Source organism: Kluyvera intermedia (genome assembly GCF_034424175.1).
Taxonomy (GTDB): Bacteria; Pseudomonadota; Gammaproteobacteria; order Enterobacterales; family Enterobacteriaceae; genus Kluyvera; species Kluyvera intermedia.
The window spans coordinates 1,559,317-1,580,087 of record NZ_CP139986.1; the positions used below are offsets into that span (position 1 = coordinate 1,559,317).

Annotated in this window: 18 protein-coding genes; 15 read left to right on the top strand and 3 right to left on the bottom strand. The window is 53.8% G+C overall.

All coding sequences use genetic code 11. The annotated features are described in order from the left end of the window. Window positions 1-16: 16 nt before the first annotated feature. The 15 genes from lrhA to U0026_RS07615 all read left to right on the top strand — a co-directional run bounded on the left by lrhA (window position 17) and on the right by U0026_RS07615 (window position 17,134). On the top strand, window positions 17-958 hold the full coding sequence (gene lrhA, locus U0026_RS07545) for a transcriptional regulator LrhA (RefSeq protein WP_062772612.1): 942 nt from the start codon (window positions 17-19) through the stop codon (window positions 956-958). A 625-nt stretch (window positions 959-1,583) separates the two neighbouring features. Beyond that, window positions 1,584-2,030 carry an NADH-quinone oxidoreductase subunit NuoA gene (nuoA, locus tag U0026_RS07550; protein WP_062772609.1) on the top strand — a complete coding sequence of 149 codons (447 nt, stop codon included), beginning with the start codon at window positions 1,584-1,586 and terminating at the stop codon, window positions 2,028-2,030. A 15-nt stretch (window positions 2,031-2,045) separates the two neighbouring features. Then, complete coding sequence (gene nuoB / locus U0026_RS07555) at window positions 2,046-2,720, top strand: NADH-quinone oxidoreductase subunit NuoB (RefSeq protein ID WP_062772606.1); 675 nt, start codon at window positions 2,046-2,048, stop codon at window positions 2,718-2,720. A gap of 92 nt (window positions 2,721-2,812) precedes the next feature. Continuing rightward, window positions 2,813-4,618 carry an NADH-quinone oxidoreductase subunit C/D gene (gene nuoC / locus U0026_RS07560; protein WP_062772603.1) on the top strand — a complete coding sequence of 602 codons (1,806 nt, stop codon included), beginning with the start codon at window positions 2,813-2,815 and terminating at the stop codon, window positions 4,616-4,618. A 2-nt stretch (window positions 4,619-4,620) separates the two neighbouring features. Beyond that, window positions 4,621-5,121 (top strand): NADH-quinone oxidoreductase subunit NuoE, encoded by a 501-nt coding sequence (gene nuoE, locus U0026_RS07565; RefSeq protein ID WP_062772600.1) that lies wholly within the window; start codon window positions 4,621-4,623, stop codon window positions 5,119-5,121. Next, on the top strand, window positions 5,121-6,458 hold the full coding sequence (gene nuoF, locus U0026_RS07570; protein ID WP_062772596.1) for an NADH-quinone oxidoreductase subunit NuoF: 1,338 nt from the start codon (window positions 5,121-5,123) through the stop codon (window positions 6,456-6,458). Before nuoE ends, nuoF begins: the two co-directional genes overlap by 1 nt. A 146-nt stretch (window positions 6,459-6,604) precedes the next feature. After that, window positions 6,605-9,331: an NADH-quinone oxidoreductase subunit NuoG gene (gene nuoG / locus U0026_RS07575; RefSeq protein ID WP_062772593.1), complete on the top strand. Its 2,727-nt coding sequence runs from the start codon at window positions 6,605-6,607 to the stop codon at window positions 9,329-9,331. Then, complete coding sequence (gene nuoH / locus U0026_RS07580) at window positions 9,328-10,305, top strand: NADH-quinone oxidoreductase subunit NuoH (protein WP_062772592.1); 978 nt, start codon at window positions 9,328-9,330, stop codon at window positions 10,303-10,305. The genes nuoG and nuoH overlap by 4 nt, the downstream gene beginning before the upstream one ends. A gap of 14 nt (window positions 10,306-10,319) precedes the next feature. Beyond that, window positions 10,320-10,862: an NADH-quinone oxidoreductase subunit NuoI gene (gene nuoI / locus U0026_RS07585; RefSeq protein ID WP_062772589.1), complete on the top strand. Its 543-nt coding sequence runs from the start codon at window positions 10,320-10,322 to the stop codon at window positions 10,860-10,862. Window positions 10,863-10,873: 11 nt separating this feature from the next. Beyond that, window positions 10,874-11,428, top strand: a complete 555-nt coding sequence (gene nuoJ / locus U0026_RS07590) for an NADH-quinone oxidoreductase subunit J (RefSeq protein ID WP_062772586.1) — start codon at window positions 10,874-10,876, stop codon at window positions 11,426-11,428. After that, window positions 11,425-11,727: an NADH-quinone oxidoreductase subunit NuoK gene (gene nuoK, locus U0026_RS07595; protein ID WP_035892477.1), complete on the top strand. Its 303-nt coding sequence runs from the start codon at window positions 11,425-11,427 to the stop codon at window positions 11,725-11,727. Before nuoJ ends, nuoK begins: the two co-directional genes overlap by 4 nt. Then, window positions 11,724-13,565 carry an NADH-quinone oxidoreductase subunit L gene (gene nuoL, locus U0026_RS07600; protein WP_062772583.1) on the top strand — a complete coding sequence of 614 codons (1,842 nt, stop codon included), beginning with the start codon at window positions 11,724-11,726 and terminating at the stop codon, window positions 13,563-13,565. The genes nuoK and nuoL overlap by 4 nt, the downstream gene beginning before the upstream one ends. 100 nt (window positions 13,566-13,665) lie before the next feature. Then, window positions 13,666-15,195, top strand: a complete 1,530-nt coding sequence (gene nuoM, locus U0026_RS07605; RefSeq protein ID WP_062772580.1) for an NADH-quinone oxidoreductase subunit M — start codon at window positions 13,666-13,668, stop codon at window positions 15,193-15,195. A 6-nt stretch (window positions 15,196-15,201) separates the two neighbouring features. Next, window positions 15,202-16,659 (top strand): NADH-quinone oxidoreductase subunit NuoN, encoded by a 1,458-nt coding sequence (gene nuoN / locus U0026_RS07610; protein ID WP_062772577.1) that lies wholly within the window; start codon window positions 15,202-15,204, stop codon window positions 16,657-16,659. Window positions 16,660-16,813: 154 nt separating this feature from the next. Then, window positions 16,814-17,134, top strand: coding sequence for a hypothetical protein (locus U0026_RS07615; RefSeq protein WP_126440664.1), 321 nt, complete (start codon window positions 16,814-16,816; stop codon window positions 17,132-17,134). A 96-nt stretch (window positions 17,135-17,230) separates the two neighbouring features. Here the strand turns inward: U0026_RS07615 and U0026_RS07620 are convergent, their stop codons facing one another. The 3 genes from U0026_RS07620 to U0026_RS07630 all read right to left on the bottom strand — a co-directional run bounded on the left by U0026_RS07620 (window position 17,231) and on the right by U0026_RS07630 (window position 20,762). Next, on the bottom strand, window positions 17,231-18,262 hold the full coding sequence (locus U0026_RS07620; RefSeq protein ID WP_062772570.1) for a methionine synthase: 1,032 nt from the start codon (window positions 18,260-18,262) through the stop codon (window positions 17,231-17,233). Window positions 18,263-18,289: 27 nt separating this feature from the next. Continuing rightward, on the bottom strand, window positions 18,290-19,267 hold the full coding sequence (locus U0026_RS07625; RefSeq protein ID WP_062772566.1) for a DUF1852 domain-containing protein: 978 nt from the start codon (window positions 19,265-19,267) through the stop codon (window positions 18,290-18,292). 256 nt (window positions 19,268-19,523) lie between these two features. Continuing rightward, window positions 19,524-20,762: an MFS transporter gene (locus U0026_RS07630; RefSeq protein WP_062772563.1), complete on the bottom strand. Its 1,239-nt coding sequence runs from the start codon at window positions 20,760-20,762 to the stop codon at window positions 19,524-19,526. Between the last annotated feature and the right edge of the window lie 9 nt (window positions 20,763-20,771).

Sequence of the window (20,771 nt, forward strand, 5' to 3'; positions counted from 1 at the left end):
CTGTAAGTGGATTTATATGATAAATGCCAATCGTCCGATTCTAAATCTTGATCTCGATCTGCTGAGAACCTTTGTTGCTGTGGCTGACCTGAGCACTTTTGCTGCAGCGGCCACAGCGGTGTGTCGCACACAGTCTGCGGTAAGCCAGCAAATGCAGCGTCTAGAGCAATTGGTGGGAAAAGAGCTTTTCGCCCGTCACGGACGAAATAAGCTGCTGACTGAACACGGTATCCAACTGCTTGGCTATGCGCGAAAAATTCTGCGTTTTAATGATGAAGCCTGTACTTCATTGATGTTTAACTCGCTCCAGGGTCAGTTAACGCTGGGCTCATCAGATGAATCAGCAGACACTATTTTACCGTTTTTATTAAATCGCGTGAGCTCGGCCTATCCCAAGCTGGCGCTTGATGTTCGTGTAAAACGTCACAGCGTGATGGCTGGCATGCTCAAAAGCGGGGAAGTGGATCTGGCGCTCACCACGCATCCACTGGAAGGCTTTGAATCTACACTACTGCGTGCGTCACCGACGCTTTGGTACTGTGCCGCTGAATTTACGATGCGTGCGGGCGAACCGGTACCACTGGTACTGCTCGACGATCCTAGCCCATTCCGCGATACGATCATAAAAACGCTGGATGCCTTGGGAATGCCATGGCGTCTGGCCTATGTCGCGTCCACGCTCTCAGCAGTGCGAGCGGCGGTTAAGGCAGGGCTTGGGGTGACGGCTCGTCCGGTTGAAATGATGAGCCCGGATCTCAGGGCGCTGGGTAAAGCGGAGGGAATGCCGGAATTACCGGAAACGGAATATATGCTGACCTATAACCCGCAAAGTGAGAATGAACTGGCGCAACTGATTTTTCAGTCCCAGGTGCAGCGTAACGATCCCTGGTCGCAGGCGAGCGCATATACCTCTGAAGAGGGAGATAATTCCCTCATTCACGAGAGGGATATGGATTAACATTTCAGTTTAAATGTAGTAACAAAATGTAACTTCAAAAAAGGACCGTAGACTAAGAAAATTCAGTTTGCGGTTCTTTTTTTAGGCTTGTAGAGCCTGTTGTAAAAAATAAATCCTATAATGTGATAATAATCATGTAATTACAATTATTGCCCTCTCCAAATGCTTTATCATCAAACATGACCGCATATCTCCTGCTAATGTTAAAAAAACGGATAGATTGTTGCCGTTTTACTGGTCGAATTAACAAAAGCGTGTCTTAGATCAAGAAAATACCCCTCAATGGGGGGAGGAATCATCAGAAATTCCTGTCAAAATAGCGGGGTAATTCTTGTTATTGCTACAAAACGGACACGATTCAACAACAGGTAAACCGTAAGGTCTACTGAAGCGAAATGAATCAAAGGGCACGTAATGTTAATGAAATGCTTTTGGTGTAAATTAATGTGAGGAAACTTTTGTTAAAGTTGACAAAAGGTTAGAGAAAGGAGTAAAAAACCTCAACATTTTGCGGTCTATGTTTTGAATTGGGCTGTTTGTAGGTTTTTTAATCCTCCCCATGAATCATGTAGCGTCCATCTGCCGGTAAGAGCAGTGGTGGTCATGCTACCTATTTGGTAAAGCTTTGAGTATGTCAACATCCACTGAAGTCATCGCTCATCATTGGGCATTCGCTATATTTCTGATCATTGCCATTGGCCTTTGCTGCATGATGTTAATCGGCGGCTGGTACCTTGGCGGTCGCGCGCGCGCCAGAAGCAAAAACACCCCGTTTGAGTCGGGTATCGACTCCGTTGGCACCGCGCGTCTGCGTTTGTCAGCTAAGTTCTATCTGGTCGCTATGTTCTTCGTCATCTTCGACGTGGAAGCACTCTATCTGTATGCCTGGTCAACCTCCATTCGCGAAAGCGGTTGGGTTGGCTTTATCGAGGCCGCCATTTTCATATTTGTGCTGCTGGCCGGTCTGGTTTACCTCGTTCGCATCGGCGCGCTTGATTGGACGCCTGCGCGTTCTCGCCGCACGCTGGTAAACCCAGAAACCGACAGCGTCACTAACCGTAATACGCAGTAAAAGCGAGGCAATAAGATGGATTATACGCTCACCCGCATAGATCCTAACGGTGAGAACGACCGTTACCCCCTGCAAAAACAGGAGATTGTGACCGATCCCCTGGAGCAAGAAGTGAACAAAAGCGTGTATATGGGGAAACTCGAACACGCGATGCATGACATGGTCAACTGGGGTCGTAAGAACTCAATCTGGCCTTACAACTTCGGCCTTTCTTGCTGCTACGTTGAAATGGTGACGTCATTCACAGCCGTGCATGACGTTGCGCGTTTTGGTGCAGAGGTTCTGCGTGCTTCACCGCGTCAGGCTGACCTGATGGTGGTGGCCGGTACCTGCTTTACCAAAATGGCACCGGTTATTCAGCGTCTTTATGACCAGATGCTGGAACCGAAGTGGGTTATCTCCATGGGCGCCTGTGCAAACTCCGGCGGCATGTACGATATCTACTCTGTTGTTCAGGGTGTCGATAAGTTTATCCCAGTCGATGTGTATATTCCTGGCTGCCCACCGCGTCCGGAAGCTTACATGCAGGCGCTGATGCTGCTGCAGGAATCGATTGGTAAAGAGCGCCGTCCTCTCTCGTGGGTGGTTGGCGATCAGGGCGTTTATCGCGCCAATATGCAGTCGGAACGCGAGCGTAAACGCGGCGAACGCATTGCTGTGACGAATCTCCGCTCTCCGGACGAGATTTAATTTGCGCCTGCGGGCGGTGGCACCTTTTTAGATTCGCAAATCAATATACAACAGCGCGAAGCCACGCCCGGCAGTCACCACGAACTTTTGCAATGGTGAACAATATGACCGATTTAACCGCGCCAGAAGCAGCCGTTTGGCAAACCCGCGATCACCTTGATGATCCGGTCATCGGCGAACTGCGCAACCGTTTTGGGCCGGATGCATTTTCCATTCAGGCCACCCGCACCGGGGTACCTGTCGTTTGGGTTAAGCGCGAACAACTGCTGGAAATTATCGATTTCCTGAAGAAGTTGCCGAAACCTTACGTCATGATGTTTGACCTACACGGCATGGACGAACGTCTACGCACACACCGCGACGGTTTACCGGCCGCGGATTTTTCCGTTTTCTACCACCTGATCTCAATAGACCGCAATCGCGATATCATGCTCAAGGTGGCCTTGTCTGAAAACGACCTGAATGTGCCGACAATCACCAAACTTTTCCCGAACGCCAACTGGTATGAGCGTGAAACCTGGGAGATGTTTGGCATTACCTTTAATGGCCACCCGCACCTGACGCGTCTTCTGATGCCGCCGACCTGGGAAGGCCACCCGCTGCGTAAAGACTACCCGGCACGTGCCACTGAATTCGACCCGTTTGAGCTGACTAAAGCCAAGCAGGATCTGGAGATGGAAGCGCTGACTTTCAAACCAGAAGATTGGGGCATGAAGCGTAGTACCGATAACGAGGACTTCATGTTCCTCAACCTCGGTCCTAACCACCCGTCTTCACACGGTGCTTTCCGTATCGTCCTTCAGCTTGATGGCGAAGAGATTGTCGACTGCGTACCGGATATCGGCTATCACCACCGTGGCGCTGAGAAGATGGGTGAGCGTCAGTCCTGGCACAGCTACATTCCGTATACCGACCGTATCGAATACCTCGGCGGCTGCGTTAACGAAATGCCGTACGTCCTGGCCGTTGAAAAACTGGCCGGTATCACCGTACCGGCGCGCGTTGACGTGATTCGCGTGATGCTCTCGGAACTGTTCCGTATCAACAGCCACCTGCTGTACATCTCGACGTTTATTCAGGACGTCGGCGCGATGACCCCAGTATTCTTCGCCTTTACCGACCGTCAGAAAATCTATGACGTAGTAGAAGCGATTACCGGTTTCCGTATGCACCCAGCCTGGTTCCGTATCGGCGGTGTTGCACACGACCTGCCTCGTGGATGGGACAAACTGCTGCGTGACTTCCTCGACTGGATGCCAAAGCGTCTGGATTCCTACGAGAAAGCCGCACTGCGTAACACCATCCTTATTGGTCGTTCTAAAGGCGTTGCCGCTTACGGCAAGAAAGAAGCGCTGGACTGGGGTTGCACCGGTGCCGCACTGCGCGCAACCGGTATTGATTTCGACGTGCGTAAATCACGTCCGTACTCTGGCTACGAAAACTTCGACTTTGAAGTCCCGGTTGGCGGCGGTGTTTCCGACTGCTACACCCGCGTGATGCTGAAAGTGGAAGAGCTGCGTCAGAGCCTGCGTATCCTTGAGCAGTGCCTCAAAAATATGCCGGAAGGCCCGTTCAAAGCGGATCACCCGCTTACTACGCCGCCACCGAAAGAGCGCACGCTGCAGCATATCGAAACCCTGATCACCCACTTCCTGCAGGTTTCCTGGGGCCCGGTCATGCCGGCGCAGGAGTCTTTCCAGATGGTGGAAGCGACCAAGGGTATTAACAGTTACTACCTGACCAGTGACGGCAGCACCATGAGCTATCGTACCCGTATCCGTACCCCGAGCTATGCGCACTTGCAGCAGATCCCGGTAGCGGTGCGTGGCAGCCTGGTGTCCGACTTGATCGTTCACCTGGGTAGTATCGATTTTGTTATGTCAGACGTGGACCGCTAATTATGCACGAGAATCAACAACCCCAATCCGAGGCCTTTGAGCTGAGTGCGGTAGAGCGTGAAGCCATTGAGCACGAGAAGCACCACTACGAAGACCCGCGTGCGGCGTCCATTGAAGCGCTGAAGATCGTTCAGAAGCAGCGCGGTTGGGTGCCGGACGGGGCTATCCATGCGATAGCCGCCGTGCTGGATATTCCAGCAAGCGATGTTGAAGGCGTTGCAACCTTCTACAGCCAGATCTTCCGTCAGCCGGTCGGCCGTCATGTGATCCGCTACTGCGACAGCGTGGTGTGCCACATCAACGGCTACCAGGGCATTCAGGCGGCGCTGGAGAAAAAACTGGACATCAAACCGGGGCAGACGACCTTCGACGGTCGCTTTACGCTGCTGCCGACCTGCTGTCTGGGGAACTGCGATAAAGGGCCGAGCATGATGATCGATGAGGATACTCACGCGCATCTGACCCCGGAAGGCATTCCTGACCTGCTGGAGCGGTATAAATAATGAAAACCGTTATTCGTACACCCGAAACGCATCCGCTGACCTGGCGTCTGCGCGATGACAAACAGCCGGTATGGCTGGACGAATACCGTAGCAAAAACGGCTATGAAGGTGCGCGTAAAGCGCTGACCGGTCTGGCTCCGGATGAAATCGTCAACCAGGTAAAAGACGCTGGTCTGAAAGGGCGCGGCGGCGCAGGCTTTTCCACTGGCCTGAAGTGGAGCCTGATGCCAAAAGACGAATCCATGAACATCCGTTACCTGCTGTGTAACGCCGATGAAATGGAACCGGGCACCTACAAAGACCGTTTGTTGATGGAACAGCTGCCGCACCTGCTGGTGGAAGGCATGCTGATCTCCGCGTTCGCGCTCAAAGCGTACCGGGGTTACATCTTCCTGCGCGGTGAATACATTGAAGCGGCGGTGCATCTGCGCCGCGCGATTGCGGAAGCGACCGAAGCGGGTCTGCTTGGCAAAAATATCATGGGCACCGGGTTCGACTTCGAACTGTTCGTGCACACCGGGGCAGGGCGTTATATCTGCGGTGAAGAAACCGCGCTGATTAACTCCCTGGAAGGTCGCCGTGCTAACCCACGTTCCAAGCCGCCGTTCCCGGCAAGCTCGGGCGCATGGGGCAAACCGACCTGCGTCAACAACGTTGAAACCCTGTGTAACGTTCCGGCGATTCTGGCTAACGGCGTCGAGTGGTATCAGAACATCTCTGCCAGTAAAGATGCTGGCACCAAGCTGATGGGTTTCTCGGGTCGCGTGAAAAATCCGGGGCTGTGGGAGCTGCCGTTTGGAACCACCGCACGTGAAATTCTGGAAGACTACGCTGGCGGCATGCGTGATGGCCTGAAGTTTAAAGCCTGGCAGCCGGGCGGCGCGGGAACCGACTTCCTGACCGAAGCGCACCTTGACCTGCCGATGGAGTTCGAAAGCATCGGTAAAGCGGGTAGCCGTCTGGGGACCGCGCTGGCGATGGCCGTCGATCATGAGATCGGTATGGTGCCGCTGGTGCGTAATCTGGAAGAGTTCTTCGCACGCGAGTCCTGCGGCTGGTGCACACCTTGCCGCGACGGTCTGCCGTGGAGCGTGAAGATTCTGCGCGCCCTGGAAAAGGGCGAAGGTCAACCTGGCGATATCGAGACACTTGAGCAGCTGTGTCGATTCTTAGGCCCAGGGAAAACCTTCTGCGCGCATGCGCCTGGTGCGGTTGAACCGTTGCAGAGCGCAATTAAATACTTCCGCGAAGAATTCGAGGCAGGCATTAAGCAGCCGTTTAGCAACACCCAGGCCATTCATGGGATTCAGCCTAACCTGCTTAAGACGCGCTGGTGATTTTCACCCCTCACCCCGGCCCTCTCCCCAAAGGGGCGAGGGAGAAAACCGGACGATTCCCTCTCCCCTTTGGGGAGAGGGTTAGGGTGAGGGGAACGAATTTTGATTAATACTCGGTCTCGACTGAGCCAACTGGAAGCACGCTAATGGCTACGATTCATGTAGACGGCAAAGAATACGAGGTTAATGGTGCAGACAACCTATTACAGGCATGTCTGACTATGGGCCTTGATATTCCGTACTTTTGCTGGCACCCGGCGCTAGGCAGCGTCGGTGCTTGCCGCCAGTGTGCGGTGAAGCAATATCAAAACGCGGAAGACACGCGTGGTCGCCTGGTCATGTCCTGCATGACCCCGGCAACCGATGGCACCTTTATTTCAATCGACGACGCAGAAGCGAAGCAGTTCCGTGAAAGCGTGGTGGAGTGGTTGATGACCAACCACCCGCACGACTGTCCGGTCTGTGAAGAGGGGGGTAACTGCCACCTTCAGGATATGACCGTAATGACCGGCCATAGCTTCCGTCGCTATCGCTTTACTAAGCGTACCCACCGCAACCAGGACCTGGGGCCGTTCATCTCTCACGAAATGAACCGCTGCATCGCTTGCTACCGCTGTGTGCGTTATTACAAAGACTACGCTGACGGCACCGATCTTGGTGTGTATGGCGCGCACGACAACGTCTACTTCGGTCGTCCGGAAGACGGTACGCTTGAAAGCGAATTCTCCGGTAACCTGGTGGAAATCTGCCCGACCGGCGTCTTCACCGACAAAACGCACTCCGAGCGTTATAACCGTAAATGGGACATGCAGTTTGCGCCAAGCATCTGCCAGCAGTGTTCCATTGGCTGTAACACCAGCCCGGGCGAACGTTATGGTGAACTGCGCCGTATCGAAAACCGTTACAACGGCACTGTGAACCACTACTTCCTCTGCGACCGTGGTCGTTTCGGCTATGGCTACGTGAACCTGAAAGACCGTCCACGTCAGCCGGTGCAGCGTCGTGGTAGCGACCTCATCACCCTCAACGCTGAACAGGCGATGCAGGGCGCGGCGGATATTCTGCGTCAGTCGAAGAAAGTGATTGGTATTGGTTCTCCGCGCGCCAGCGTGGAAAGCAACTTCGCGCTGCGTGAATTAGTGGGCGCGGATAACTTCTATACCGGTATCGCCAAAGGCGAGCAGGAACGTCTGCAACTGGCACTGAAAGTGCTGCGTGAAGGCGGCATCCATACGCCTGCACTACGTGACATTGAATCTTACGATGCGGTACTGGTGTTGGGCGAAGACATTACCCAGACCGGCGCACGCGTTGCGCTGGCGGTTCGTCAGGCGGTGAAAGGCAAAGCACGTGAAATGGCCGCGGCCCAGAAAGTGGCTGACTGGCAGATTGCGGCGATCCTCAACATCGGCCAGCGTGCTAAACATCCGCTGTTTGTGACCAACGTTGACGACACCCGTCTGGACGATATCGCCGCGTGGACTTACCGCGCTCCGGTAGAAGACCAGGCGCGTTTAGGCTTTGCGATAGCCCATGCACTGGATAACAACGCACCGGCAGTTGACGGCATTGACCGCGACCTGCAAGGCAAAATCGACGTTATCGTCCAGGCGCTGTCTGGTGCGAAAAAACCGCTGATTGTTTCCGGCACCAATGCCGGTAGCGCAGAGGTGATTCAGGCGGCGGCTAACGTAGCGAAAGCGCTGAAAGCGCGCGGCGCTGACGTTGGCGTGACGATGATTGCCCGTGCGGTAAACAGCGTTGGCCTCGGCATGATTGGTGGTGGTTCGCTTGATGACGCGCTCGACGAGCTGGAAAGCGGTGCCGCAGACGCGGTTATCGTGTTGGAAAACGATCTGCACCGTCATGCCTCTGCCAGCCGCGTTAACGCTGCGCTGGATAAAGCGCCGCTGGTGATGGTTATTGACCATCAGCGTACGGCGATTATGGAACATGCGCATCTGGTGCTGTCGGCGGCGAGTTTTGCGGAAAGCGACGGTACGGTCATCAACAACGAAGGCCGCGCGCAGCGCTTCTTCCAGGTGTATGACCCAAGCTACTACGACAGCAAAACCGTCATGCTTGAAAGCTGGCGCTGGCTGCACTCATTGCACAGCACGCTGGAAAGCCGTCAGGTTGACTGGACACAGCTGGATGACGTCATTGACGCCGCCGTTGCTGCACTGCCGCAGCTGGCAGGGATCAAAGATGCGGCGCCGGATGCTTCATTCCGTATTCGCGGTCAGAAACTGGCGCGTGAACCGCACCGTTACAGTGGCCGTACGGCAATGCGCGCAAACCTGAGCGTGCATGAACCGCGTCAGCCGCAGGATAAAGACACCATGTTCGCCTTCTCAATGGAAGGGAACAACCAACCGGAAGCACCACGCTCGCAGATCCCATTCGCATGGGCTCCGGGCTGGAACTCCCCGCAGGCATGGAACAAGTTCCAGGCTGAAGTGGGCGGCAAACTACGTCACGGCGATCCGGGCGTACGTCTGATTGAGCCTTCCGAAAACGGTCTGAATTACTTCACCACCGTGCCGGAAAGCTTCCAGGCTGAAGCCGGGAAATGGCGTGTGGCGCCGTACTACCATCTGTTTGGTAGCGACGAAATGTCACAGCGCGCACCGGTGTTCCAGACGCGTATGCCGCAGCCTTACCTCAAGCTCAACCCGGCAGATGCCGCGGCGCTTGGCGTAAATGCGGGTGCGACGATGGCGTTTAGCTACGATGGTCAGACGGTCACGCTGCCGCTGGTGATTTCCAGTGGGCTGGTCGCAGGGCAGGTTGGCTTGCCGATGGGCATGCCGGGTATTGCGCCGGTGCTGGCGGGTGCGCGTCTTGAAAATCTGCAGGAGGCACAGCAATGAGTTGGTTAACGCCGGATCTGATTGATATCCTGATTAGCATCATCAAAGCCGTGGTCATCCTGCTGGTGGTCGTGACCTGCGGGGCGTTCATGAGCTTCGGCGAACGTCGCCTCCTGGGCCTGTTCCAGAACCGTTATGGGCCGAACCGTGTAGGCTGGGGCGGGTCGCTCCAGCTGGTTGCTGACATGATCAAAATGTTCTTTAAAGAGGACTGGGTGCCGAAATTCTCGGACCGCATGATCTTTACGTTGGCACCGGTTATCGCTTTCACCTCGTTGCTGCTGGCCTTTGCAATTGTGCCGGTCAGCCCAAGCTGGGTAGTTGCCGACCTCAACATCGGGATCTTGTTCTTCCTGATGATGGCAGGCCTCGCGGTGTACGCGGTGCTGTTTGCTGGCTGGTCGAGTAACAACAAATACTCTCTGCTGGGTGCGATGCGTGCTTCTGCTCAGACCCTGAGCTACGAAGTATTCCTCGGTTTGTCCCTGATGGGCGTGGTGGCGCAGGCCGGTTCATTCAACATGACCGACATCGTCAACAACCAGGAACATTTGTGGAACGTTATCCCGCAGTTCTTTGGCTTTGTGACCTTTGCGATTGCGGGCGTAGCGGTATGTCACCGTCACCCGTTTGACCAACCGGAAGCTGAGCAGGAACTGGCCGATGGTTACCACATTGAATACTCAGGCATGAAGTTCGGTCTGTTCTTCGTCGGCGAATACATCGGTATTGTTACCGTGTCGGCGCTGATCGTGACCTTGTTCTTCGGTGGCTGGCAAGGCCCGTTCTTACCGCCATTCATCTGGTTCGCGCTGAAAACCGCGTTCTTCATGATGATGTTCATTTTGATTCGCGCCTCATTACCGCGTCCGCGTTATGACCAGGTAATGTCGTTTGGCTGGAAAGTATGCCTGCCGCTGACGCTAATCAACTTGCTGGTAACGGCGGCTGTCATTCTCTGGCAGCAGCCATAAGGGGCGATGAGACCATGACCTTAAAAGAAATTATCGTAGGTTTCGGCACCCAGGTACGCAGTATCTGGATGATCGGCCTGCATGCGTTCGCCAAACGCGAAACGCAAATGTACCCGGAAGAGCCGGTCTACCTGCCACCACGCTATCGTGGCCGTATCGTGTTAACACGCGACCCGGACGGCGAAGAGCGCTGCGTTGCCTGTAACCTGTGTGCGGTAGCTTGCCCGGTCGGCTGTATCTCTTTGCAAAAAGCAGAGACCAAAGATGGCCGCTGGTATCCGGAGTTTTTCCGCATCAACTTCTCACGCTGCATCTTCTGCGGCATGTGTGAAGAAGCGTGCCCAACCACGGCGATTCAGTTGACCCCAGACTTCGAACTGGGTGAATACAAGCGTCAGGATCTGGTGTACGAAAAAGAGGATCTGCTGATTTCCGGTCCGGGCAAATACCCGGAATATAACTTCTACCGGATGGCGGGTATGGCAATCGACGGCAAAGATAAGGGCGAAGCGCAGAACGAAGCTAAGCCTATCGACGTCAAGAGCCTGTTACCGTAAGGAGAGGGGCAATGGAATTCGCTTTTTATATCTGTGGCCTTGTTGCTGTCCTCGCGACGCTGCGAGTGATTACGCACACTAACCCGGTACACGCACTGCTGTATCTGATCATCTCGCTGCTGGCTATTGCCGGGGTGTTCTTCTCGCTGGGCGCTTACTTCGCCGGTGCGCTGGAGATCATCGTTTACGCGGGTGCCATCATGGTGCTGTTCGTCTTCGTGGTAATGATGCTGAACCTGGGCGGCGCTGAAATCGCCCAGGAACGTCAGTGGCTGAAACCGCAAATCTGGATTGGCCCGGCGATTTTGTCCGCCGTGCTGCTGGCGGTAATGGTTTACGCCATTCTCGGCATTAACGACCAGGGCATTGACGGCAACGCGATCAGCGCAAAAGAAGTGGGCATCGCCCTGTTCGGGCCATACGTCCTGGCAGTTGAGCTTGCCTCTATGCTGCTGCTGGCGGGTCTGGTTGTGGCCTTCCACCTCGGTCGTGAAGACCGTCCGGGTGAAGTGCTGAGCAATCGCGCAGGCGATAGCGCGAAAAGGAAAACGGAGGAACGCGCATGATTCCTTTACAACATGGGCTGATCCTCGCCGCGATTTTATTCGTGCTTGGACTGACCGGTCTGGTTATCCGTCGTAATCTGCTGTTTATGCTGATTGGGCTGGAAATCATGATTAACGCCGCCGCGTTGGCCTTCGTGGTCGCCGGCAGCTACTGGGGCCAGACCGATGGTCAGGTAATGTATATCCTCGCCATTACCCTTGCGGCTGCGGAAGCGAGTATTGGCCTGGCGCTGCTGTTGCAGCTCCATCGTCGCCGCCAGAACCTGAACATCGATTCAGTAAGTGAGTTGCGCGGATGAACATGCTTGCCTTAACCATTATTTTCCCTTTGATTGGCTTTGTGCTGCTTGCCTTCTCTCGTGGGCGCTGGTCAGAAAATCTGTCCGCCACTATCGGGATGGGGTCGATTGGTCTGTCTGCGCTGGTGACGGCGTTTGTCGGCATGGATTTCTTCGCGGGCGGCAAGCAGGCGTTTAGCCAGCCGCTGTGGACGTGGATGTCCGTCGGTGACTTCAACATCGGCTTCAACCTGGTGCTGGACGGCCTGTCGCTGACCATGCTTTCCGTGGTCACCGGTGTTGGCTTCCTGATCCACATGTTTGCCTCCTGGTACATGCGCGGTGAAGAGGGATACTCCCGCTTCTTCGCTTATACCAACCTGTTTATCGCCAGCATGGTGATTCTGGTACTGGCGGACAACCTGCTGCTGATGTACCTCGGCTGGGAAGGCGTGGGTCTTTGCTCCTATCTGCTGATCGGTTTCTACTATACCGATCCGAAGAACGGTGCCGCTGCCATGAAAGCCTTCGTGGTGACCCGTGTCGGTGACGTATTCCTGGCGTTTGCGCTGTTCATTCTCTACAACGAGTTGGGCACGCTGAACTTCCGTGAAATGGTTGAACTGGCGCCAGCGCACTTTGCCGCAGGCAACGACATGCTGATGTGGGCAACCCTGATGCTGTTAGGCGGTGCGGTTGGTAAATCGGCACAGCTGCCGTTACAGACCTGGCTTGCTGATGCGATGGCCGGCCCGACGCCTGTCTCCGCGCTGATCCACGCCGCAACGATGGTGACCGCCGGTGTCTATCTGATCGCACGTACTCACGGCCTGTTCCTGCTGACGCCGGAAGTGCTGCATCTGGTCGGGATTATCGGTGCAATTACGCTGGTGCTGGCAGGCTTTGCCGCGCTGGTACAGACCGATATCAAACGCGTACTCGCGTATTCCACCATGAGCCAGATTGGTTACATGTTCCTGGCGCTGGGCGTACAGGCGTGGGATGCGGCGATTTTCCACCTGATGACGCATGCGTTCTTCAAAGCGCTGCTGTTCCTGGCATCCGGCTCGGTTATCCTGGCCTGTCACCACGAACAGAACATCTTCAAGATGGGTGGCCTGCGTAAGTCAATTCCGCTGGTGTATGCAAGCTTCCTGATTGGTGGTGCTGCGCTCTCCGCGCTGCCGCTGATTACCGCAGGCTTCTTCAGTAAAGATGAGATCTTAGCCGGGGCGATGGCAAACGGTCATATCAATCTGATGGTTGCAGGTCTGGTCGGTGCATTTATGACCTCCCTGTATACCTTCCGAATGATCTTCATCGTCTTCCACGGTAAAGAGCAGATCCAAGCGCATGCAGGGAAGGGGATTACTCACCACCTGCCGCTGATTGTGCTGATGATCCTGTCGACCTTTATCGGCGCGCTGATCGTGCCACCGTTGCAGGGTGTTCTGCCGTCTACCACCGAGCTTGAGCACGGTCGTGTACTGACGTTGGAAATCACCTCGGGCGTGGTGGCGATTGCGGGCATCCTGATTGCGGCATGGCTGTGGCTGGGTAAACGTACGCTTGTGACGTCTATCGCCAACAGCGCGCCGGGTCGTCTGCTAGGCACTTGGTGGTACAACGCCTGGGGCTTCGATTGGCTGTACGACAAAGTGTTTGTTAAGCCATTCCTCGGCATTGCCTGGCTGCTGAAAAGCGACCCGCTCAATGCGCTGATGAACATTCCGGCTATCCTCTCCCGCTTCGCAGGCAAGGGCCTTGTGATGAGCGAGAATGGCTATCTGCGCTGGTATGTTGCGTCAATGAGCATTGGTGCCGTGGTGGTACTGGTGTTGTTGATGGTGTTGCGTTAATTCGTTGGGGAGGGTTTTCCTCCCCATGAAAATGTCGTGCTGTTTTCCTGTTCCGGCGGGCGTTTCGCCACCGGATAGATGAATAAGGAAATGAATTGCCATGTTATTACCCTGGCTAATACTGATTCCCTTTATCGGCGGTTTCCTCTGCTGGCAGACTGAACGCTTTGGCGTGAAGATGCCGCGCTGGATAGCGTTGATCACCATGGGACTGACGCTGGCGCTGTCTTTGCAACTGTGGTTGCAGGGTGGCTACTCGCTCACACAATCCACCGGCCTGCCGCAGTGGCAGTCTGAGTTTATCCTGCCGTGGATCCCACGCTTTGGTATCTCTGTCCATCTGGCATTAGACGGTCTGTCGTTGCTGATGGTGGTGTTGACCGGGCTGTTGGGCGTGCTGGCGGTGCTCTGTTCCTGGCGTGAAATCCAGAAGTACCAGGGCTTCTTCCACCTCAACCTGATGTGGATCCTGGGCGGCGTTATCGGCGTGTTCCTGGCCATCGACATGTTCCTGTTCTTCTTCTTCTGGGAGATGATGCTGGTGCCGATGTACTTCCTGATCGCGCTCTGGGGCCATAAAGCCTCTGACGGTAAAACGCGTATCACGGCGGCAACCAAGTTCTTCATCTACACCCAGGCGAGTGGTCTGGTGATGCTGATTGCCATTCTGGGGCTGGTGTTTGTCCATCACAGCGCAACCGGCGTGTGGACCTTCAACTATGAAGACCTGCTGAAAACGCCAATGTCGCACGGCGTGGAATATCTGCTGATGCTGGGCTTCTTCATCGCCTTCGCGGTGAAAATGCCGGTGGTGCCATTGCACGGCTGGTTGCCAGACGCGCACTCCCAGGCTCCAACTGCGGGTTCTGTTGACCTGGCCGGTATCTTGCTGAAAACCGCGGCCTACGGCCTGCTGCGCTTTGCGCTGCCGCTGTTCCCGAACGCGTCCGCTGAGTTCGCGCCAATCGCGATGTGGCTGGGTGTTATCGGTATCTTCTACGGCGCGTGGATGGCGTTTACCCAGTACGACATCAAACGTCTGATTGCTTACACCTCCGTGTCGCACATGGGCTTCGTGCTGATTGCTATCTACACCGGCAGCCAGCTGGCGTACCAGGGAGCAGTGATTCAGATGATCGCACACGGTCTGTCGGCCGCCGGTCTGTTCATTCTGTGTGGTCAGCTGTACGAGCGTCTGCATACCCGTGATATGCGCCAGATGGGCGGTCTGTGGAGCAAAATCAAATGGCTGCCAGCACTCTCAATGTTCTTCGCAGTCTGTACGCTGGGGATGCCGGGCACCGGTAACTTCGTTGGCGAATTTATGATTCTGTTCGGCAGCTACAAAGTGGTACCGATGATTACCGTCATTTCCACTTTCGGTCTGGTCTTTGCCTCCGTGTACTCGTTGGCAATGCTGCATCGCGCTTACTTCGGTAAAGCGAAGACTGAGATTGCTGCAAAAGAACTGCCAGGGATGTCGCTGCGTGAACTGTTTATCGTCCTGTTGCTGGTCGTGCTTCTGGTACTGTTGGGCTTCTTCCCTCAGCCGATTCTGGACACGTCACATTCTGCGATGAGTAACATCCAGCAGTGGTTTGTTAATTCCGTTACTACTACAAGGCCGTAATTCGCCATGACAATAACTCCACAACAACTGATCGCGCTATTACCGCTGCTGATCGTCGGCTTGACGGTGGTGGTTGTGATGCTCTCCATTGCGTGGCGACGCAATCACTTCCTCAATGCCACGTTGTCGGTGCTTGGGCTTAACGCTGCACTGGTCTCACTCTGGTTCGTCGGTCAGGCGGGCGCGATGGACGTGACGCCGCTGATGCGCGTTGATGCCTACGCCATGTTCTACACCGGGCTGGTGCTGCTGGCGAGTCTTGCCACCTGTACTTTTGCTTATCCGTGGCTTGAGGGTTATACCGATAACAAGGAAGAGTTCTACCTGCTGGTGCTGATTGCGTCCTTAGGTGGCATTCTGCTGGCGAACGCTAACCATCTGGCGGCGCTGTTCCTCGGTATTGAGCTGATTTCCCTGCCGCTGTTCGGGCTGGTGGGCTATGCCTTCCGCCAGAAACGGTCACTGGAAGCGAGCATCAAGTACACCATTTTGTCCGCAGCCGCTTCGTCATTCCTGCTGTTTGGTATGGCGCTGCTGTATGCGCAGTCCGGCAACCTGTCTTTCGTCGCGCTCGGTAAGAGCCTTGGCGATAACATGCTGCACGAACCGCTGCTGCTGGCAGGTCTGGGTATGATGATTGTTGGCCTTGGCTTCAAGCTTTCGCTGGTGCCTTTCCACCTGTGGACGCCGGACGTTTATCAGGGTGCGCCTGCGCCGGTTTCAACCTTCCTGGCCACTGCCAGCAAGATTGCCATCTTCGGCGTGGTGATGCGTCTGTTCCTGTATGCGCCAGTCGGCGACAGCGAAGCGGTACGCGTGGTGCTGGGCCTCATCGCCTTTGCTTCCATTATCTTCGGTAACCTGATGGCGCTAAGCCAGACCAATATCAAGCGTCTGCTCGGTTACTCCTCAATCTCTCACCTTGGCTACCTGCTGGTAGCACTGATTGCTCTGCACAGCGGTGAGATGTCGATGGAAACCGTCGGTGTTTACCTGGCCGGTTATCTGTTCAGCAGCCTCGGCGCGTTTGGCGTAGTGAGCCTGATGTCCAGCCCATATCGTGGCCCGGATGCAGAATCACTGTTCGCCTACCGTGGTCTGTTCTGGCACCGTCCGATTCTGGCTGCCGTAATGACCGTGATGATGCTGTCTCTGGCCGGTATCCCGATGACGCTGGGCTTTATCGGTAAGTTCTACGTACTGGCCGTCGGCGTACAAGCACACCTGTGGTGGCTGGTCGGTGCCGTGGTTGTCGGTTCCGCGATTGGTTTGTACTACTACCTGCGCGTGGCCGTGAGCCTGTACCTGAGCGCGCCGGAAAAACCGAACCGCGATGCACCGTCGAACTGGCAGTACAGCGCAGGCGGTATTGTTGTGCTGATTTCTGCACTGTTAGTGCTGGTGCTGGGTATTTACCCGCAACCGCTGATTGATATCGTGCAGAAAGCGATGCCGCTGATGTAACGGGTATTTATCGTAATGAAGAAACCGCCGATTTTATCGGCGGTTTTTTTATAGGGAAGAGGCTTTATCTGCTTAGCATTGGGATCTGTGCCTGAATGAATGTGCGATAATTATTTCAGAAACTAATGATGTGATGGGCGAAAACGGGGTAAAAATGAAGCCGATTAAATGGGTATCCTTGGTGCTGACATCCGTGTTGTTAGCGGGGTGCGCCACGAGCATGTCTGACAGAGCATCTCGAGTCCAGGTGATTACTAAAGACGAAGCGAAGGGGTATCAGTTTGTTGCCAACGTATCAGGGTCATCAACGTTGACCGGCGTTGCTCGCCATACTGGCTATCAAAATGCGATGAATGAAGTGTTGGATAATGCAGCAAAAGTGGGTGCTCAATTTGTCGTTATTGACCCAGATAGCGCTCCTTCATACTGGACAACGAGTGAGGTTATCAGAGCTTCAGCCTACAAAAAGAATTAGTCTTGATGAGTAAAACGATATAAAGCCGCCTAATTGGCGGCTTTAGTTATGATTGCAGCAGACCGACACACCGTCAGGTCATTCACTATGACGCGGTTATTTTGCCAGCAACTCTTTGCGAATAATCTCAGCACCTGCACTTAACGCATTCAGTTTCCCGCGAGCCACCTGACGAGGCAATGGCGCCATGCCGCAGTTGGTTGACGGATAGAGTTTATCGGCATCGACAAACTGCAGGGCTTTACGTAGCGTATCGGCAACTTCCTCTGCGGTTTCAATAGCATGGTTAGCCACGTCAATCGCCCCAACCATCACCTTTTTACCACGGATCAATTCCAGCAAGTCCATCGGAACACGTGAGTTATGGCATTCCAGTGAGATGATATCGATTGAGGACTGTTGCAGTTTAGGGAACGCCTCTTCATATTGGCGCCACTCTGAACCCAGCGTCTTTTTCCAGTCGGTGTTAGCTTTAATCCCGTAGCCATAACAAATATGCACCGCCGTTTCGCACTTCAGTCCTTCGACGGCTCTTTCTAATGCGGCAATACCCCAGTCGTTCACTTCATCAAAGAAGACGTTAAAAGCTGGTTCATCAAACTGGATAATATCCACGCCCGCCGCTTCTAATTCCCTGGCTTCCTGGTTGAGAATTTTGGCAAATTCCCAGGCCAGTTTCTCACGACTTTTATAATGGTTATCATAAAGGGTATCGATCATGGTCATCGGCCCCGGCAGTGCCCATTTAATCGGCTGCTTCGTGAGCTGGCGCAGGAATTTTGCATCTTCAACAAACACCGGTTTTTGACGCTCAACGGCGCTAACTACCGTTGGTACGCTGGCGTCATAACGATTACGAATTCTTACGGTCTCGCGCTTTTCAAAATCGACGCCGCTTAAGTGCTCAATAAACGTGGTGACAAAGTGTTGGCGAGTTTGCTCACCGTCGCTAACGATATCAATACCGGCCTGAAGCTGCTCTGCCAGAGACAGACGCAGGGCGTCCTGTTTCCCCTCAATTAACGCTTCGTTTTGCAGTTTCCACGGAGACCATAGCGTTTCCGGTTGTGCAAGCCATGACGGTTTTGGCAGGCTGCCCGCAGTAGACGTTGGAAGTAATGTTTTCATAATAACTGACCTTATATTCTGGTTTAATCAAATAGCGTACTGAGCAGACCACTGTTCAAGAATATGCTTATAGGGTTTGATAAAGTGCTCTTCCGTAAATTTGCCCTGTTCAATTGCTAATTGACTACGTTCTTCACGGTCATAAACAATCTTGGTTAATGAATGATCCTGGTGATTAAGATTCGGCTGGAAGTATTGTCCTGCCGCAGAGTTCGCATTATAAATCTCAGGCCGGTAAATCTTCTGGAACGTCTCCATGGTGCTGATCGTCCCGATCAGTTCGAGATCGGTATAATCACTCAATAAATCACCTGAGAAGTAGAAGGCTAACGGCGCCACGCTGTTTTTAGGCATAAAGTAACGAACCCGTAAGCCCATTTTATTGAAGTATTTTTCAGTCAATGAAGAACCGTGCTGCTGATATTCGATACCGAGTACCGGATGTCGATTGCCGGTTTGTTCATAGTTGTTTTTATTGGAAATGCTCAGACAAATCACTGGCGGTTTGTTAAAGCTTTTCTTGTATTCCGTTGACTGGACGAAATGCTTAAAGATATTGCCATGCAATTCACCAAAACTGTCCGGAATGCTGAATTCAGGCTGGTTTTTATTGTGATCTAACAATAATACGCTGAAGTCATAATCACGTACGTAAGAGGAGAAGTTATTCCCCACAATACCTTCAAGACGCTCATTGGTTTTTTTATCAATGATATTGGTTTTGAGTATTTCGATCGCCGGGAACGCGTCAGCATTATCTGCAATGCTCATCTCAACGGAGATGATTTCCAGCTCGACAGAATAACGGTCGCCTTTTGGATTGTCCCAATGTGCCAGCGTATTAAAGCGGTTATCTATCATCACCAATGTGTTGCGCAGGTTCTCCTGGCGGTTCTTGCCACGGGCTAAATTGGCAAAGTTGGTGGTGATTCGGGTATTTTCAGAAGGGTTATAATTTTCATCGAAAATACTGCGTGAAATCTTAAATGTAAAATCTGTATTCATCGTGATCTTGCATCCCCGTGCCAGCATGAAATTAGTGTTACTTATTGATTCAAAATGAATTAATGCTCCGTGGTTCACGGTTTTTCATGTTGCCAACAAGTTAATATGATGTATTTATGCCAGAGCGAGTGGATGAGTGAAAGCGACTTAATTTCATTACAACATGAGCCATTTTCATGATCGGTTTTAAAGTGAGAAAGTTTTTAACGACGAACGTTCCGGGCTGCACGCTCGGGGGCTGCCGATTTCGGCAAGGTTAAAGAACGTGTGTTTTGATTCTTGAGGAATTATCAAGTTGCCTGATAGCCGGCACCAGGCAAACACCGGCGGTAGCGATGACGACGGCCATGGCGGCAACCATCAGAACATGGTGGCTACCGTAATGCGCCGCAAGTGGGCCTGCGACCAACTCACCAAAAGGAATCGCCACAAACGAACCTACGGCATCATAGGCGTACACGCGCGCCAGTTTTTCAGGTGGGATATGCGTTTGTAGCGAATGTGCCCACGACACGCCGAAGAGTCCGAAAGCGACACCGGCCATAAAAAATGCGGCCATAAGCCACGGTGCTGACGCCGGCAGGCTGAGCAGGAAAATAGGCACTGCGCAGAGGGCAACCAGCATGGCACCGATAAAAAGATCGCGGCGTGGACGCCAGCGCAGCGCCAGGAAAGACCCGGCTATGAGGCCGACACTTTGTGCGGCAATAATGATCCCCCAGTTGGCTCGCCCGAAAGAGGCATCCGCAATCACCGGGCCAAGTACCATCACCAGACCGCTGAAGGCGGCATTAATAATGGTAAATTGAACCACAATCGACCATACCCAGGCCCGGCTGGCGAATTCATGCCAGCCCTCTTTGAGGTCTTGCAGGATATGGCTTTGCGATGAATCAGCCTGGATAGAGCCGATACGAATCAAGAAATACAACGGTGCGGCGGCAGCAAAGCCCAGCGCATCAATCGCCAGCCCCCAACCGGGGCCGACCGCGCTGATTAATATCCCGCCCAGCGAGGCGCCGATGACCGTGCCGCTATAAATACCGAGCTGGATTAACGCATTGGCCTCGCGCAAATTCTGCGCAGGAACCGTTTGAGGTACCAGCGCCGAGGAGGCGGGTAATGCGATACCCGCAGCCGCGCCGTTAACGACACCCAGCAAGGCCAGACTCAATACCGTCGCTGAGCCATCAAGTACGGAAGCGGCAACAATCGCCTGTGAGACGGCGGCAATCAGGGAAGAAGAGACCAATACGCGACTGCGTGAATAACGATCTGCTAACACCCCGCCAAGCAACAGAAAAATCACGTTAAAGAGTGAGCGGGAGGCCACGACAATGCCTAAATCAGAGACAGACCCGCCAATATCAAGGACGGCAAAGGCCAGCGCAATGGGGGCAATCCCATTGCCTAATACCGTCAGCAAGCGCGCAAAAAAGAGATTGCGAAAAGGGGAAAAGTGGAACGCGTGCGTTTTTTTATTATCGGTTATCATTGTGATGGG

Coding starts and splice junctions, on each gene's coding strand:
- nuoC (WP_062772603.1), top strand. CDS start 2,813: ATGGTGAACAATATGACCGATTTAACCGCGCCAGAAGCAGCCGTTTGG.
- nuoB (WP_062772606.1), top strand. CDS start 2,046: ATGGATTATACGCTCACCCGCATAGATCCTAACGGTGAGAACGACCGT.
- nuoF (WP_062772596.1), top strand. CDS start 5,121: ATGAAAACCGTTATTCGTACACCCGAAACGCATCCGCTGACCTGGCGT.
- lrhA (WP_062772612.1), top strand. CDS start 17: ATGATAAATGCCAATCGTCCGATTCTAAATCTTGATCTCGATCTGCTG.
- nuoJ (WP_062772586.1), top strand. CDS start 10,874: ATGGAATTCGCTTTTTATATCTGTGGCCTTGTTGCTGTCCTCGCGACG.
- nuoG (WP_062772593.1), top strand. CDS start 6,605: ATGGCTACGATTCATGTAGACGGCAAAGAATACGAGGTTAATGGTGCA.
- U0026_RS07620 (WP_062772570.1), bottom strand. CDS start 18,262: ATGAAAACATTACTTCCAACGTCTACTGCGGGCAGCCTGCCAAAACCG.
- U0026_RS07630 (WP_062772563.1), bottom strand. CDS start 20,762: ATGATAACCGATAATAAAAAAACGCACGCGTTCCACTTTTCCCCTTTT.
- U0026_RS07625 (WP_062772566.1), bottom strand. CDS start 19,267: ATGAATACAGATTTTACATTTAAGATTTCACGCAGTATTTTCGATGAA.
- nuoN (WP_062772577.1), top strand. CDS start 15,202: ATGACAATAACTCCACAACAACTGATCGCGCTATTACCGCTGCTGATC.
- nuoL (WP_062772583.1), top strand. CDS start 11,724: ATGAACATGCTTGCCTTAACCATTATTTTCCCTTTGATTGGCTTTGTG.
- nuoH (WP_062772592.1), top strand. CDS start 9,328: ATGAGTTGGTTAACGCCGGATCTGATTGATATCCTGATTAGCATCATC.
- nuoK (WP_035892477.1), top strand. CDS start 11,425: ATGATTCCTTTACAACATGGGCTGATCCTCGCCGCGATTTTATTCGTG.
- U0026_RS07615 (WP_126440664.1), top strand. CDS start 16,814: ATGAAGCCGATTAAATGGGTATCCTTGGTGCTGACATCCGTGTTGTTA.
- nuoE (WP_062772600.1), top strand. CDS start 4,621: ATGCACGAGAATCAACAACCCCAATCCGAGGCCTTTGAGCTGAGTGCG.
- nuoM (WP_062772580.1), top strand. CDS start 13,666: ATGTTATTACCCTGGCTAATACTGATTCCCTTTATCGGCGGTTTCCTC.
- nuoI (WP_062772589.1), top strand. CDS start 10,320: ATGACCTTAAAAGAAATTATCGTAGGTTTCGGCACCCAGGTACGCAGT.